Here is a 16,614-nt window from a genome sequence, read left to right as displayed (position 1 = left end):
AATAATTATTTATGGCTGAAGGAGAAAAGCTAATACCTATCAATATAGAAGACCAGATGAAGTCTGCGTACATCGATTATTCGATGTCTGTAATTGTGTCAAGAGCACTGCCAGATGTAAGAGATGGTCTTAAACCTGTACATAGACGTGTACTGTATGGTATGTATGAGTTAGGAGTTAGGGCAAATAGTGCTCATAAGAAATCCGCAAGAATTGTAGGAGAGGTATTGGGGAAATATCACCCGCATGGAGATTCATCGGTTTATGATACAATGGTAAGGATGGCTCAGGAATGGAGTCTTCGATATATGTTGGTTGATGGACAAGGAAACTTTGGATCTGTAGATGGAGATAGTCCGGCTGCAATGCGATATACGGAGGCGAGGATGCGTAAGATATCAGAAGATATGCTGGCAGATATTGAAAAAGATACTGTTGATCATGCATTTAATTTTGATGATACCTTACAAGAACCTACAGTATTACCGACCAGAGTTCCTGGTTTGCTTATTAATGGTGCTTCAGGGATTGCGGTAGGAATGGCTACTAATATGCCTCCTCATAATTTATCAGAAGTTGTTGATGGTACCATAGAGTATATCAATAATAATGATATTGAGATTGATGAATTGATACAGCATATAAAAGCTCCTGATTTTCCTACAGGAGGTATTATATATGGATATGACGGTGTAAGAGAAGCCTTCAAAACAGGAAAAGGTCGTGTTGTAATTCGCGGGAAAGCCAGTTTTGAAGAGGTGAATGGAAGAGAATGTATTATCGTTACAGAAATACCATATCAGGTAAACAAGGCAGAAATGATTAAAAAAACTGCTGATCTGGTTAATGATAAAAAAATTGATGGTATTTCGTCGATTCGCGATGAATCGGATAGAAAAGGAATGCGAATTGTGTATATATTAAAGAAAGATGCAATTCCTAATATTGTCCTTAATTTATTATATAAATATACAGCGCTACAATCATCTTTTAGTGTTAATAATATAGCCCTGGTTAATGGGCGTCCAAAACTATTGAATGTCAAAGAGATGATTCATCATTTTGTTGATCACAGACATGAAGTAGTAATAAGGAGAACAAAATATGAGTTGAGAAAAGCAGAAGAACGGGCTCATATTTTAGAAGGATTAATCATTGCTTCGGATAATATAGATGAAGTAATAGCGTTAATCAGGTCATCATCCAATGCAGATGAAGCACGTGCAAAGCTTATCGAGCGATTTGGTCTAACAGAAATTCAGGCAAGGGCAATTGTAGAAATGCGATTGCGTCAGCTAACAGGACTGGAGCAAGATAAATTGAGAGCGGAGTTTGAAGAATTGATGAAAACAATCGAAGATCTTAAAGATATCTTAGCGACAGAAAGTCGTAGAATGGATATCATTAAAGAAGAACTGATTGAAGTAAAAGAAAAGTATGGAGATGGACGTAGATCACAGATAGAATATGCCGGTGGAGATCTTAGTATAGAAGATATGATTCCGGATGAAAAAGTGGTAATCACAATTTCTCATGCTGGATATATCAAAAGAACTTCTCTTAATGAATACAAACGACAAAATAGAGGAGGAGTAGGGCAGAAAGGAAGTACGACTAGAAATGAAGATTTCTTAGAGCACCTTTTTGTAGGAACAAATCATCAATATATGTTGTTCTTTACACAGAAAGGAAAATGTTTCTGGATGCGGGTATTCGAAATACCTGAAGGAAGTAAAACTTCTAAAGGTAGAGCAATTCAGAACCTTATTAATATTGATTCTGATGATAAGGTAAAGGCATTTATTTGTACGAAAGATCTAAAAGATGAAGAGTATATAAATTCTCATTTTGTGATCATGGCTACAAAAAAAGGACAAGTAAAGAAAACTTCTTTAGAACAGTATTCTAGGCCAAGAACCAATGGAATTAATGCAATTACCATAAAAGAAGGGGATGAATTGCTGGAAGCAAAGCTGACTAATGGAATGAGTCAGGTGATGTTGGCAGTTCGCTCTGGAAAAGCGATCCGATTCGAAGAAGAGAAAACAAGACCAATGGGACGTGGAGCATCTGGAGTAAGAGGAATTCGCTTAGCAGATGAAAATGATGAAGTAATTGGAATGGTCGCTGTAAACGATATGGATAGTAATATACTAGTAGTGTCGGAAAATGGATATGGAAAACGTTCTAAGTTAGAAGATTATAGAATTACAAACCGAGGAGGAAAGGGAGTGAAGACCATTTCTGTAACTGATAAAACAGGTAACTTGGTATCGATAAAAAATGTAACAGATGATGATGATTTAATGATTATTAATAAATCAGGAATTGCTATTCGTTTAGAGGTAGAAGGATTAAGAGTGATGGGGCGTGCCACTCAAGGAGTGCGTTTGATCAACCTCAAAGGAAAAGATGCGATTGCAGCGGTAGCAAAAGTGATGCATGATGAGGAAGATGTAGATGATGAAAACGAAGAGCAGGAAGAAAATATTGAAAACAAAGAAAATGGCACGAATATTGATAGTGCAACTGAGTAATTTACTAAAACTAAATCCCATAAAAAGAAAGAAAATGAAAAATAAACTTATTGTAGCGTATTTTTTAGCGATTGGAGCAGTAGGGTTTGCGCAAAAGCAAGAATTGAAAGAAGCGACCAAAGCTATTAAATCGGGTAATTTAGAAGCTGCTAGTCAAGCTTTAAAATCTGCAGAAGGATTGATAGAAGCTGCAGCTGATAAGTACAAAGCGCAATACTATTTGTTAAAGGGGCAAGTTGCTTCGGCAACAGCTAATGGGGCTTTGGAAAAAATTGAAAGTGCAGCAAATGCATATAACAAAGCAATGGAAATTGAGAAAGCATCAGGAAGTAGTAAGTATACTCCTGTAGCTAATGAAGCATTGGTTAAATTGCGTCAAGCCTTAATCGAAAATGCGATTAAAGATCAAAATGCAAAAGATCATTCGGCTGCTGCAAAAAAATTGTATTTAGGGTTTAAAACTAATCCGGCAGATACATTATACCTATATTATGCTGCTTCTAATGCTGTGAATGCAAAAGAATATGATACAGCATTAACGTATTATAACAAATTAATAGACCTTAATTTTACAGGAATTCAGACACAATATGTAGCTACAAATAAGAAAACAGGAAAAGAAGAAGCATTTCCTGCTAAGAATATGCGAGATATTTCTGTAAAAACAGGAGACTTTATTAATCCTAAGACGAAAAAAACTGATTCAAAAAGAGGAGAAATTGCAAAAAATATCGTTTTGATTTATGTAAGTCAGGGGAAGAATGAAGAAGCAATGCAGGCAATGGCAAATGCGAAGAAAGAAAACCCTAATGATGCTTCTTTGATGCAGGCAGAAGCTGACATGTACTACAAGTTAGGAGATGTAGCGAAGTATAAGTCGATCATGGAAGAAATCGTTAAAAATGACCCTGAAAACCCAGACTTATTCTATAACCTAGGGGTAAGCGCTTCTAGATTAGGAGATAATGATAAGGCTGTTGAGTACTATAAAAAAGCAATTGACTTAAAACCAGGATACGAAGCAGCGCAAGTTAATGTTGCAGCTGTAATTCTAGGGAAAGAGAAGAAAATTGTTGATGAAATGAACGGGTTAGGTACTTCTAGTAAAGATTATAAGAGATATGAAGTGCTTAAGAAACAAAGAGAGGATGTGTATAGAGAAGCTGTTCCTTACCTAGAGGGAGCGCTAAAGGCAAATCCTGATAATGTAGAGGCATTACGTACATTAATGAATATTTTCTATCAATTGGATGATCCAAAGGCTGATGAGTTAAAAACCAAACTTAAAGCATTAGAAGGAGGAAACTAATTCATAGCAACATACGAATAAAAAAAGCCGGAATTAATCCGGCTTTTTTTATTCGTATACTTATATTATTAAATAAATCTAAATAAAAATAGATTTAATGTTAAAAAAGTTAAAAACAATTGGGTCGCGTTAAACTTCTGTTTAAATTTAATGATAGTTCGAACTACTAATAAATCATTTATTCACCTAATAAATAACTCTTAAAACATGAAAAATATAGTTACCGCTATATGCATCCTTATTGGATGTGTAGTAGGGCACGCTCAGATCAGCCAAGGAGGAAAACCAGCTTTCTCCGATGAATCCTTCGGGAAATCTTCGTCAGTCCCTTTAGAAATATTACCATCTGTAAATGTTTCTAAACTGTTAAAGGAAGATCAAAAGGAAAAAGAAGAAGGATTACCTATGCGCTTTGCCTATGCACATGATGTAAATTTTACGCCTGCTAATTCAGGAAAATGGTATACAAAATCTAATGGTGATAAGTATTGGGTTTTGGAAATAACTTCTAAGGGAGCACATTCTCTAAACCTTACATTTTCTAAGTTTCATTTAGAAAAAGGGGCTCAATTATTCATATATAACCCACAAAAAACAGATGTAAAAGGAGCTTTTACGGAGTTTAATAATAAAGTTTCTGGTAGACTAGGAACGGCTCCTGTTCAGGGAGATAGGGTTGTTGTCGAATACTTTCAGCCTTCATCTGTAAAAGGGATGCCACAACTGGCAATAGAAACAGTAGCACATGATTATAAAAATGTATATGGTTTAGCCAAGGCATTTGGAGATTCAGGATCATGTAATAATAATGTGGCGTGTGCAGAAGGTGATCCATGGAGAGACCAGATTAGATCAGTAGCAATGATCATGTTGGCTAATGGAGCCAGAATATGTACAGGAGCCTTAATTAATAATGCAGCTAATGATGGAACACCTTATTTTTTAACAGCGAACCACTGTACAGGTTCAGATGTTACAAATTGGGTTTTTGTATTTAACTATGAATCTCCAGGATGTACAAATGTTGATGGATCAACTAGTCAATCTATTTCTGGGTCTCAATTAATGAACAAAGGGTCAAACTCTGATTATGCTTTACTAAAACTTTCAGCGGCACCACCTTCTAGCTATAATGTGTATTATTCTGGATGGGATGCTACCGGAGCTGCTCCCTCTAATACCACGGGAATTCACCATCCAAGTGGAGATATCAAAAAAATATCTTTTGATTATGAAGCAGCTACAGTTTCTGCTTATTTAGGAGGTGCTGGAACTACACATTGGGAGGTTAGTGACTGGAATGATGGAACTACAGAGCCAGGGTCTTCCGGATCGCCATTGTTTGATCATAACCAAAGAATTATTGGACAACTGCATGGAGGATATGCAGCTTGTGGAAATGATAGAGGAGATTGGTACGGTCGTTTATCGGTTAGTTATCCTAATATATGCGAATGGTTAGCACCAGGATGCCAAACCAAAACAGTTAATGGATATGATCCTTCTGGAGGAGGAGGGGAAGATACAGAAGCTCCGACGACACCTTCTCAATTAAGAGCCTCTAATGTATCTAATACATCATTAACGCTATCATGGAATGCGTCTACAGATAATGTAGGAGTAACGGCATATGAAATATTTCAGGATAACCTTCAGGTTACTTCAGTAGCAGGAACTTCTGTAGAAATAACAAATTTAACAGCTAATACTACTTATAGTTTTAAGATAAGAGCTAGGGATGCTGCCGGGAATCAATCTCAATTTAGCGCAGCTGTAGAAGCCACTACTACAGATACCGGAGGAGGTATTTGCGATGGAGTTGCTCCTTGGGACTTTAGAGCTACCTATGAAGAAGGAGATCGAGTAGTCTTTAGCGGACGATTGTATGAACGCAAAAATTCTAGATGGAATTTTATAGGATTCTGTGATAGAAATAGAACTGTTCCTGCCATATCAGGGATTCAATTACAGGAAAACCCTGTTAAAAACAATACGCTACGTCTTCAATTACATGAAAAAAGCAATATGCCATATCAGATAATGGACATGAAAGGAAGAGTAAAACTTTCAGGAGTATTGTCATCAGAAGTACCTGTACAGTCATTAAAGAAAGGAATGTATATTCTTAAAGTTAGAAATGGAGAAGAGGCAACGATTATACGTTTTGTAAAACAGTAAATCGTCATCTTCAATATATTTAAAAAAAAGAAAGCGGAGCTAGCAAATAGCTCCGCTTTTGTTTATTGTGCTTTTTTTAGCTCAAACAATTGCATATTACTTTGGAGGCGTTCTTTTACCAGGTTCATCATTCGCTTGTTTAAAGCTGAAGAATTCTTGATGTAAGTTGCATACTCCTCTGCAGTAAATAAACCAATCACCATGCCTTTGAGGCTGTTTCTGAATTTGGTGTCTTTTTGAATAGCATTCTCAATATATCTTATCTTGTTTTCTGGAGATAAATCGTAGAAAGTATTTTTTCTCTTTTTTATATAGTTTTTAAAAACCGCTATAAATAAATCGTTTTGAAGTTTGATAATAGGTCTTACGGTCTTGTTTTGGAATAATTCATCACTAGTCATATTTTTAGAGATATGAGAGTTCAGAATTAACGGACGAATTTTTAGTAAATCTTTTTCTCTGTTTTCCATAATAAAGAGTGTTTCTTAAAAATACTTAAATGTTTGGGAAGTGTTACAAGTTGATTTGTTGAGTTTTGCACTTTTTATAAACATTTAAAAAGAGAGAATAATTAATAAACATTTGATTACAATTTGATAAAATAAAACAATATTTTTATCGTCTGGGTTCTATATAAGAAATAAAATAACCGGGAGGGAAAAAAGAAAGAAATAGCAATGAGTATTAGAGTTCTCTTCATAAAAAAAATAATTGTAAAAACAGATGAAATTCGGAAAAGTTGAGCGTCCGGAGTTAATAGATTTTTCATTGCCTCTGGATCATACAGACACAGCATCGGTATTAAACTCCACAAAAACGACAGCTCCATTGTCACTTTATGTAGGATGTGCAAAGTGGAATAAACAAGATTTAAAAGGGTTTTATCCACGAGGGACTAAAGATGAATTGGTGTATTATGCTAATCAATTTAATTGCATCGAATTAAATGCAACATTCTATCGGATTTTTCCGGAGGACCAGTTTAAGAAATGGTATCATAAAACACCTGAAGGTTTTAAGTTTTTTCCAAAACTGGTACAGAATGTATCGCATCTAAAAAGATTGAATGAAGAGGTGCATCCTTATGTAGATAGCTATTTGGCTAATGTTATTCATCTGAAAGAAAAGCTAGGTACGATTTTTTTACAGATGCATAGCAACTTTGCACCGAAAGACTTTGATAGAGTTATACGTTTTGTAGAAAGATGGCCAAAAGAAATAAGATTGGCAATAGAGTTTAGGCATACAGATTGGTACAATGAAAATAGTATAGCAACAGAATTAGCTTCTTTGTTGTCAGAAAATAACATTACTAACGTATTGACGGATACAGCGGGGAGAAGAGATTTATTACATATGCGATTAACTACTAATGAGGCATTTATTCGTTATGTAGGAGCTAATCACGAATCTGATTATAGCAGATTGGATGCTTGGGTAGAACGTCTGATAAAATGGAAAAATGAAGGACTTCGCAATATTCATTTTTTTGTACATCAAAACATAGAAGAAGAATCACCTTTATTATCTAAGTATTTTATAGAGAAAATGAATGCTTCTTTAGGAACAAGCCTGAAACTACCTGGAGAAAACCCTAATGAGTTAAGCTTATTTTAATTTGTTTTACGGTTTTACAGTAGTTAAAATAAGTTTTTTTTATGGTGTAAGCCTGTTTTTTAAGGGATAAAATTGCATTTAATCGTACAAAAGTGTATTTTAACGATGGTTTTGTGCATTTCGACGACAGATAACGAAAGTATTTGTTTTTATGCAGTTACTTTGTAGTGTATCAAAATTATTGTAATCAACTTAATTCCAGCCGCCATGAAAAAAGTTTTATATATCCTACCGTTCGCATTGTTAGTTTTTTCTTACACTACTCTAATTGCCCAAACATCTCTAGAAAATGACGAGCATATTCATCATGTACACGAATTGCATGAAGTGAAAAATGACACATGTAATGCAAAAAAAGTATGCGCTCATAGTTCTGAAATTGTTAATGTGATAGTAATTGACTCTTTGAAAACGAATGCATTATCAATGATTGATATTTTGTCTTCTGATGAAAATTCGGATGTAAATTGCTCAGCAGGTTTCTGTATGACTAAATCGCATAACCATAAAAGAGGATTAACAACCAAAAAGCAATTGTTTCACTATTTTATTAATATTAGTTGTTAATACCAGATTATTGTTGAAATTGTTTTTTATTCCGATAGAATTATAATCCAATAATTATTTCAGTTATTTTTGTCGCCTAAACAAGGCATACCATGAAATTTTCTGATTTAGGAGTTCCTAAAAATATAAATAAAGGATTAAAAGAAATGGGGATTGTTACTCCCACAAAAATCCAGGAAAAATCGATTCCTCTTTTAATACACGATTCGATTGATTTTATAGGGAAAGCACAAACAGGAACAGGAAAAACTGCTGCTTTTGGCGTTCCTTTACTATCCAAAATAAACCCTCAAAAAAAAGAAGTTCAGGCCTTGATATTATCTCCTACAAGAGAGCTTGGACAACAAATAGCAAAACAGCTGTTTAAATTTACAAAGTATACTGATAAAATTTTTGTAGAATCTGTCTATGGAGGAGAAAAAATAGAAAGACAAATTTCCAGAGTACTACGCCCTACACATATCATAGTAGCTACTCCAGGACGATTGATCGATTTGATTGATCGTGATGTAGTTGATATTTCAAAAGTCAAAACCATTGTAATGGATGAAGCGGATGAAATGTTGAGTATGGGGTTTAAAAAAGAGTTAACTGCTATATTGTCCAAAACGAAAGGAAAACGAAATATTTGGTTGTTTTCAGCAACCATTCCCGCTTCGCTAAATGATATTATCAATACTTATGTACGAAAAGATGCTACAAGAATAACAATAGACAAAGAAGATGCTGTAAATAAAGATATAGAGCATCATTTTGTGGTTGGAGAAGAAGTGAATAAATTAGATACGTTGACTTACTTCTTGAAGTCCCAGAAACAAGAGCGTGGAATTATTTTTACCAGAACTAAAGTTGCTGCACGAACACTTTCCAAACAACTCAAAGCTAAAAATTATGAAGTAGGGTTGTTAGAGGGAGAGATGACACAAAAGGACAGAGATAAAGTAATGAGAGGGTTTAAAAATGAATCCTTGCAATTGTTGGTGTCAACTGATGTGGCAGCCAGGGGAATTGATGTTGCTAATTTAGCTTTTGTCGTGCACTACCAACTTCCCGATCAAACAGAATACTATACTCATCGTAGTGGCAGAACAGGAAGAGCAGGAAATAAAGGGCTTTCTTTGGTGCTAATTAACAGGCAGGAAGTAAAATATTTGCGGAATCTGGAAAAAGAATTGGGAATACATTTTAGTCAGGTTCGATAGTTTTTGTGATTAGTTTAAGATGAAATGATAAAATTTTATTAATAAAATTTTATCATTTGACGATACTGAGCTCTAACATTTTTTTTGTTATTTAGTTGTTTATTATACCAATAATCAACTTCATGCAATTATTAGATTATCTAAAAGATAAAAAGGCGGATGCTGCTTTCCATATTGCGCAATCTTTGGCAAAAGAATATTACAATGATACGTATAATGCAGCGCATATTTTAAAAGCATTACTTCATAAAGATGTAGGCTTACGGGATTTTTTTAAGCAGATAGATGGGGATATCTATTATATAGAAGAATGGGCTGAAGTTAGAATTGAAGCACTCCCAAGGGTGACTTCTATTCCTGATGAATTATACGGTGATAAATCAGTAGATTCGGTTTTATTAGAAGCAGATACCATAAAGCTAAAATTAGGAGAAGATACTATTACACCTCTGGGACTTTTGATTTCTATTTGTACTCCTGGGGTTGGATTTTCTTATGAACAACTAAAGACTCTTCCCTTAAAATCAGAAGATCTACTTATTGCTGCTGGACAAAGTGGAAAGAGTGTACAAGGAACAAAAACGGTTACAACACATCAGACCAAAGATGGAAAAAATATAGATGTAAGTGTTTTAGAGCAGTTTTGTGTTGATAAAACATTAGAAGCTCAAAACAATGGATTGGAAGATGTCTTTGGAAGAGATGCTGAAATAAAAATGATTACAGAAATATTAGGAAGAAGATCAAAACCTAATGTATTAATTACCGGAGAATCAGGAGTAGGAAAAACAGTCTTGCTAGACGGTTTTGCTAATGAAGTGGTAAATGGAACTGTACCTGAAATTTTGAAACATGCTCAGATCTATGAGCTTGATTTTATTAATATGGTTTCTGGAGCCAGTTATAAGAGTGAAGTAGAAGATCGTTTCAAAAAAATACTGACAGCTATTAAGCAGTTTGATAAACCAATTCTACTGATCGATGAGCTCAATAATCTGACAGATAAAAATAATGGGAACCAAGGATTGGTTAATATTCTTAAATCTGAATTAGCAAAAGGAGAAGTTACGTTTATTGCAACTGTAACAAATGATGCTTTTAGAAAACATATAGAAGTAGATGAAGGACTGTCCAGACGATTTGAAAATGTAGATTTAGAAGAACCAGGAGAAAAAGAAGCACTAAAAATGATTTCGAATACAATTGAAAAATATAGAGCTCATCACGACCTGGAAGTTTCTGATCATACCATAGAAGAAGCAATACGATTGGCTAAGCGATTCAGTAAAGATAGAAGCCTACCTGATTCAGCTATAGATTTGATAGATAGGACAATGTCAGCTACCAGGTATATGCTGGGGACTACTGTCGCTCAAATAGCATTGGTAAAAGAAAGTCTGGAAGCGATTGAAGCTAGTGAAGGAGATGAGCTGAAAAAGGTAGAAGAAAGCAAGTGGCTGTTTGATGATTTAAAAAATAAATTTAGTTATTTGTTGTTCAGTGAACTGATAGAGGAAGACACCTTGCTAAAAGGAGAAAGTTTTGCAGAAAACAAATCTCATATTTTGACTGTTCTAAACAAATTTGAAGTAAGTGCAGCGGCAGAGAAAAGGGAGATTAACAAAAATGATGTTTCGGCGACGATTGCTAATAAAACAGGTATTCCGGTAGGTAAATTACAAGCAGATGAGAAAGAGCGTTTGTTGCAGATGGAAGAGCTGTTAAAAAAACGAGTAATAGGGCAAGACCATGCAGTAAAGATAATTACAGACTCTATTTTAGAATCTAGATCAGGATTAAGTAAGCCGGGATTACCGATTGGTTCTTTCTTCTTTACAGGACCTACAGGGACAGGAAAGACAGAATTAGCTAAATCACTGGCAGAATTTTTATTTCAAACAGAAGAAGCGATTATTCGTTTTGATATGTCTGAATTTAAAGAAGAGCATTCTGCAGCCTTGTTATATGGAGCGCCTCCGGGATATGTAGGATATGAAGAAGGAGGAATGTTAGTCAATAAAATTAGACAGAAACCATATTCTATTGTGCTGTTTGATGAAATAGAAAAAGCACATCCCTCGGTATTTGATATTTTTTTGCAGATATTAGATGAAGGAAAATTAAATGACAGATTAGGGAAAACAGGAGATTTCTCGAATGCAGTGATTTTATTTACCTCAAATATAGGAAGTGATCATGTTGTAAAATCTTTTGAAGATGAGGTGATTCCAAAATCATCAGACTTATTAGAAATTATGTCCAGGCATTTCAGACCAGAGTTTTTGGGGAGGTTGACAGAAATTATTCCTTTTGCACCGATAACCAAAGAGAATGTAGTGAAGATATTTAATATTCAGTTAAAAGATTTACACAAAGCATTGGGGAAACAGGAAATAACATTGGAGCTGACAGAGAAAGCACAAGAATACTTAGCGCTTAAAGGGTTTACCCCTAAGTATGGAGCAAGACCATTGCGTGGAATAATAAGAACAGAATTAAGAGCCCCTCTTTCCAGAATGCTGATTACCGGAAAAATAGGGAAGGGAGCAAAAGTTCATTTAGATGTAGAACAAGAAAAGTTAACGTGGAAATATGATTAAATTAGTTTCCAGTAATAAAATTAGTATATTTAACATTCACAATCATTTATTAAGAGTACTATGAGTAATACGTATGGATTAGGAGGCACTGAAGTAAAAACAGATGCAGCAGAGGCAATACAGGAAATTGGACAAAACAAAACTTTGTTAGTACAAAAATTGACACAAGATCAACCGATTAAACCAAAGGTTGTAAGTGGACTAACAAATGTGGAATCAGTTTTTGAACACTATAAGCCAGAAGTAGAAGTTGAATTCGAAGATGCAGATGGGGTAGAAACCAAAGAAACCCTTCGATTTAATAACCTGGGTGATTTCGGTAAAAAAGGAATAACGAATCAGAGTAAGTTTATCAATGACCTTGATACGGAAAAGGATCAATATCTAAAGATTGTGAAGCAATTAAAATCGAATAAGATATTAAAAAGCGCTTTGGCAGACCCTGATGCGAAGCAAGCACTTATTCGTTCAATTCAATCGTTAATAGCAGAATTACAACAAGGTTAAAAAAGAAATCATGGCAGAAGCAAAACAAGCGCAACAAAATATAAATATAGAGAACCCGGCAAAGGAGTTAAAGATAAACGAAGAAAAGCTGGCTAAGTATGGAGGATTTGATTTATTAGAGGCTTGTATCGATAATGTGCAAAACCTGAATCCAGAAAGAAAAGCAAGAAAGAAAATATTCCTTACGGAGTCTTCTAAGAAATTAGAAAGAGAAAAACTTCAGAAAACACTGGAGTTGTGGAATGATATTTTATCGATAGAAGGAGATATTCCTGCAATGGTTGAAGAGTCTGAAAAGAAATCAGAAATTGCTGGAAAATCACTAGAGAGAAACCTTGGTGCTGCTTTAGAGCAAACAAGAGAACTAGAACAGTCATATCGATCTGTTGCTCTGTTCTATAAAAATACAGACGAGAGCAAGATCAAAAATATCAATATTGTTAATGCTGAGTTAGAGCAGGTCAAAGATCTTGATAATACCCGCTTTATCGATGCTATTCAGGAAGAATTAGTACAGGGATATGATCGATTAGATCTGAGAGATAACTATGGGTTATTGGTGATTCCAGGGTACTTAGGTTCTAACAAGGTGGTAGAAAAATGGGCAAAAATAGCGCATGATAATAAAGTAATGTTGATAACGGATTTCGAACATTTGGATGAACCAGATGATGTGATGGAGTTGTTCGAAGCGGCAAATCTTACAGGAGGAGATAAATACCGTTCTAATGTTATTATGGCGTGTAACTGGTTAGTAGGAAGAGGAAAGCACGATGAGGTAGGAGAAGATGAAGATCTTTTTGTACCGCCATCTAGTGCATTGGCAGGTAAGATATATCAAACCTTAATGTCTCAGGTGACTGCAGGAAAGAAACACGGAGGTATTAATGAAGTAGATGGAGTGCGTTTTGATCTTAAAAAGAGTGAAATAGCACAATTAGAGAAGCAAGGATTGGTTCCTATGGTGAATGAGTATGGGAAAGTAATGGCTTTTTCTGCTAAGACACTATTTAATGGAGATAACCTTGGGCTACAAACATATTCTGTAGTTAGGGTGTTTGATTATGTTACTAAGGTGCTGATGGATTTTCTTAACAGAAGAGCGTTTGAGAACTTTAATGCTAGAACCAGAAAAGAATTAATGGGACAGATTGTGAAATTTTTAGATAGTATTTCTGGTCCTGATAAATTGATTGAGGATTTTAAAGTAAAGCGTTTTGAGCAAGATCCGCAACAAAAGGATAGGGTATTTCTGGATATTCATATGAAACCATATTTCCCGGCTAAAAACTTTATGATAAAGATGGATGGTCAAAAAGGAGATGAAGGTACAGAGTGGGACTCTGATTATGAGCAGCAGTAATTAATTATATGATTCACTTTTAATAGTGAATAAAAATACAAAGAGCAATTGTTACTTCAGTGATAGTTGCTCTTTTCTTATTAAGAGACAGCTTTTAACTTAGAGATGGTAGAGAGCAGTTTGTCAAAATTAACGGGTTTCGGGAAGTATTTATCAAAACCTATCTGTTTGAATTTTTTAATGTCTTCAGGCATGGCGTAAGCTGTAACAGCAAATACTGGAATCCCTTTGGTTATTTCCAGACATTTGATTTTTTCTAATAATTCGCAGCCATCCATCTGGTTAGCTCCTAGATTTATATCTACTAAAATTAAATCAAAATTTTCTTGAGATACCATTTCTAATGCATCGGGTCCATTTTCAGCTATTACTACTTTTGCTGCGTTTTTGGATAGCATTTTATGCATAACTATAGCATTGATTTTATTGTCTTCTACGTATAGTATGTTCATTTTTTAATGGGGATTAAAATAACGAATTCAGTTCCTTCGCCTAATTGACTTTTCACTTTTATTTTTCCTCCAAGTATTTCTATGTATCGTTTGGAAAGGCTTAATCCGATACCAGTGCCTTCGTACTTTCTGCTGAATCCAATGCTCTCCTGGACAAAAGGATCAAATATCTTTTTTTGATTCTTTTTGTTAATTCCAATACCGGTATCTTTTATAGCAATATAAATAAAATCTTTTAAAGATTTAGTATAAATAGAGATATCTATTCTGCCTTCACTGGTATATTTTATCGCATTGTGTATAATGTTATTCAATGCACTCCTAAAAAGACTTTCGTCTATAAAACTCACAGGAGATTCTTCACTGATTTTTATATCATATCCTAATTTTTTTGCTCGTGCCATATGTCTGTATTCTCTAAAAGAAGATTCTACAGCATAATTCACATCAACATTAGTATATGTGAGATTCTTTTTAATTGCGGCGGCTTCACTAAAATCTGATAGATTGTTTAATGTTTTTAGGAGTCGTTTTTTACTGGTTTCCATGTATTCCAGTAATTTTTCTTGCTCTTCGGGATCTGTTTCTTCTAGTAAAAGTTTGCTGATAGTCATAATTCCGTTAAGAGGAGTTCTGATTTCATGACTAAAATTAGAAAGGATATTAGATTTTAAGCTGCTTAATTCCTGTTCTTTGATATGGGCTTCTTTGGTGGCTAATTCTGCCAGCTTTCTTTCTGTAATATCTAAGAAGCTTATCAGAACAGAGTTTATAGTTTTTTTGTTTTCATAAATAGGAGTGTATTTAATTTCCAGCCATTGAATAGATCCTTTGTACGTAATGCGTTCGATTTCTTTCTTGATGTTTTTTCCCTTTAAGGCATTATTAAATTCATAAGCGAATGTATTTTTAAAGTTTAGAGGGGTGATATCGATAAAACGACATTTTTCTTTAATAGGATTAATATTAAAGCCTTTTTTTATAATTTCCAGAGAATTGTCATCAGCGAGCAGTATTTCTCCTTCAGGGTTTAATAAAACTGTATAGATAAAACCATTATTAACAATAGCCTTGAGTCTGTTTTGGTTTTCTCGAATGATTTTTTTGTTTAATTTTTTCTGATGTACATCGATAAGATTCCCGATCATTCTTACCGTTTTTCCGTTTTTATCTTTTTTTCGATATCCGTGAATTTCATAATGCCGATATTCACCGGACGCATGTTTGAGGCGATATGCATTGTCATAGTAATATCCGTCTTGTTCTATATTCTTATGGTAGCGTTTTATGTATCCATCATAGTCATCCGGGTGGATCATTTCTCTATAAGTTTTTAAAGGAATAAAATCTTGTTCTAATGAGAGACCAAGCATTTTTTTGAAATCGTCGCCATAAAACACAGCCTCTTTGTCAATAATAAGATCAAAAACTCCGGATCGGATCCCTTTTAAGGCTAGTCGTTTTGTCTCTTCGTTGTATTTTAATTTTTCTATATAGGTTTTGCGCTCACTAATATCCGTGATACTGCCATTGATACTAATAACGATTCCTTTGTGAGAGATAGGCTCAGCAAGTACCCGAACCCACTTAATGTTCCCTTTTTTTGTTGTTATTTGTTCTGTAAAAGTGTAACACGTTTTATTGTTAACCAAGTCAGTAAGGTGCTCTTTTATTGTGTTTTGAACTTTTACGGGATAATATGAAATGCTTTGATCGAGTGTTATTGTTGTGGTTTTTGGGAGGTCAAAAATGGCATAACATTCGGGAGACCATGTTAGTTTTTGTTTTTTTAGATCATAATTCCAAGCTCCTGTTTTAAAATTTTTGATGGCACCTTTCTTGAATAAGTTATCACTTTCTTTGGTAATGTTTATTCCTGTAGCATATATGTAATCTTCATGAAACAAGAAGGAGAATTTTAAGTGGATAAGTCCTTCGTTTGATGGGAAACGAAGGGTTCTTTCTACTGGTTTTTTAGTTTCAGTCAGGAGTTTCATCACCTCATTGAAGGGGATGATATCATCGTCTATAAGTAGGTCGGCAAGTGCAGTGTTGTCTTTTTTGATCGGGGTAGATGATAACGAATTACAAATAGTATTATAATCAACAATAGCCCCTTTTTTGGTAAGTGTAAAAAGAAAAAGAAGCGAGGAGTTGAGAAGTTCTTTATGCTGTTTTTCGATAAAAATCATGGAGTTTAGATTGGTCTTTCTAAAGTTACAAAATGATTTCTACATACAATAATAGATAAGTTGAACTTTTTTGCATAAAAAAAAGAGGAA

12 protein-coding genes are annotated in these 16,614 nt (G+C 34.4%); 9 read left to right on the top strand and 3 right to left on the bottom strand.

Going from position 1 to position 16,614, the window contains the following annotated elements; genetic code table 11:
* Positions 1-11: 11 nt before the first annotated feature.
* The 3 genes from gyrA to HN014_RS20475 all read left to right on the top strand — a co-directional run bounded on the left by gyrA (position 12) and on the right by HN014_RS20475 (position 6,024).
* Positions 12-2,537, top strand: a complete 2,526-nt coding sequence (gyrA, locus tag HN014_RS20485) for a DNA gyrase subunit A (protein ID WP_176030696.1) — start codon at positions 12-14, stop codon at positions 2,535-2,537.
* 34 nt (positions 2,538-2,571) lie between these two features.
* Complete coding sequence (locus HN014_RS20480) at positions 2,572-3,846, top strand: tetratricopeptide repeat protein (RefSeq protein ID WP_176030695.1); 1,275 nt, start codon at positions 2,572-2,574, stop codon at positions 3,844-3,846.
* 207 nt (positions 3,847-4,053) lie between these two features.
* Positions 4,054-6,024 (top strand): fibronectin type III domain-containing protein, encoded by a 1,971-nt coding sequence (locus HN014_RS20475; protein WP_176030694.1) that lies wholly within the window; start codon positions 4,054-4,056, stop codon positions 6,022-6,024.
* Between the two features lie 62 nt (positions 6,025-6,086).
* On the opposite strand, the gene HN014_RS20470 is transcribed toward HN014_RS20475, so the two are convergent.
* Entirely contained in the window at positions 6,087-6,494 is a 408-nt protein-coding gene (locus HN014_RS20470) for a glyoxalase (RefSeq protein WP_176030693.1), read from the bottom strand.
* A 253-nt stretch (positions 6,495-6,747) separates the two neighbouring features.
* On the opposite strand from HN014_RS20470, the gene HN014_RS20465 reads away from it, so the two are divergent.
* From HN014_RS20465 to HN014_RS20440, 6 genes are all read left to right on the top strand, one after another.
* A complete protein-coding gene (locus HN014_RS20465; RefSeq protein ID WP_176030692.1) occupies positions 6,748-7,641 on the top strand; it encodes a DUF72 domain-containing protein in 894 nt (297 codons plus the stop codon).
* Positions 7,642-7,848: 207 nt separating this feature from the next.
* Positions 7,849-8,208, top strand: a complete 360-nt coding sequence (locus HN014_RS20460) for a hypothetical protein (RefSeq protein WP_176030691.1) — start codon at positions 7,849-7,851, stop codon at positions 8,206-8,208.
* 92 nt (positions 8,209-8,300) lie between these two features.
* Positions 8,301-9,410 (top strand): DEAD/DEAH box helicase, encoded by a 1,110-nt coding sequence (locus HN014_RS20455; RefSeq protein WP_176030690.1) that lies wholly within the window; start codon positions 8,301-8,303, stop codon positions 9,408-9,410.
* Between the two features lie 122 nt (positions 9,411-9,532).
* Positions 9,533-12,010: an ATP-dependent Clp protease ATP-binding subunit gene (locus HN014_RS20450; protein WP_176030689.1), complete on the top strand. Its 2,478-nt coding sequence runs from the start codon at positions 9,533-9,535 to the stop codon at positions 12,008-12,010.
* Positions 12,011-12,070: 60 nt separating this feature from the next.
* Positions 12,071-12,517 (top strand): hypothetical protein, encoded by a 447-nt coding sequence (locus HN014_RS20445; protein WP_176030688.1) that lies wholly within the window; start codon positions 12,071-12,073, stop codon positions 12,515-12,517.
* A 10-nt stretch (positions 12,518-12,527) separates the two neighbouring features.
* A complete protein-coding gene (locus HN014_RS20440) occupies positions 12,528-13,880 on the top strand; it encodes a DUF5458 family protein (RefSeq protein ID WP_176030687.1) in 1,353 nt (450 codons plus the stop codon).
* Between the two features lie 80 nt (positions 13,881-13,960).
* On the opposite strand, the gene HN014_RS20435 is transcribed toward HN014_RS20440, so the two are convergent.
* Together HN014_RS20435 and HN014_RS20430 are read right to left on the bottom strand one after the other, a co-directional pair.
* Positions 13,961-14,332 (bottom strand): response regulator, encoded by a 372-nt coding sequence (locus tag HN014_RS20435; protein ID WP_176030686.1) that lies wholly within the window; start codon positions 14,330-14,332, stop codon positions 13,961-13,963.
* Positions 14,329-16,524 carry a PAS domain-containing sensor histidine kinase gene (locus tag HN014_RS20430; RefSeq protein WP_176030685.1) on the bottom strand — a complete coding sequence of 732 codons (2,196 nt, stop codon included), beginning with the start codon at positions 16,522-16,524 and terminating at the stop codon, positions 14,329-14,331. The genes HN014_RS20435 and HN014_RS20430 overlap by 4 nt, the downstream gene beginning before the upstream one ends.
* Positions 16,525-16,614: the final 90 nt, after the last annotated feature.

It is taken from the genome of Aquimarina sp. TRL1 (assembly GCF_013365535.1).
GTDB classification, from domain to species: domain Bacteria; phylum Bacteroidota; class Bacteroidia; order Flavobacteriales; family Flavobacteriaceae; genus Aquimarina; species Aquimarina hainanensis.
This window is presented reverse-complemented; position numbering and strand designations above follow the sequence as displayed.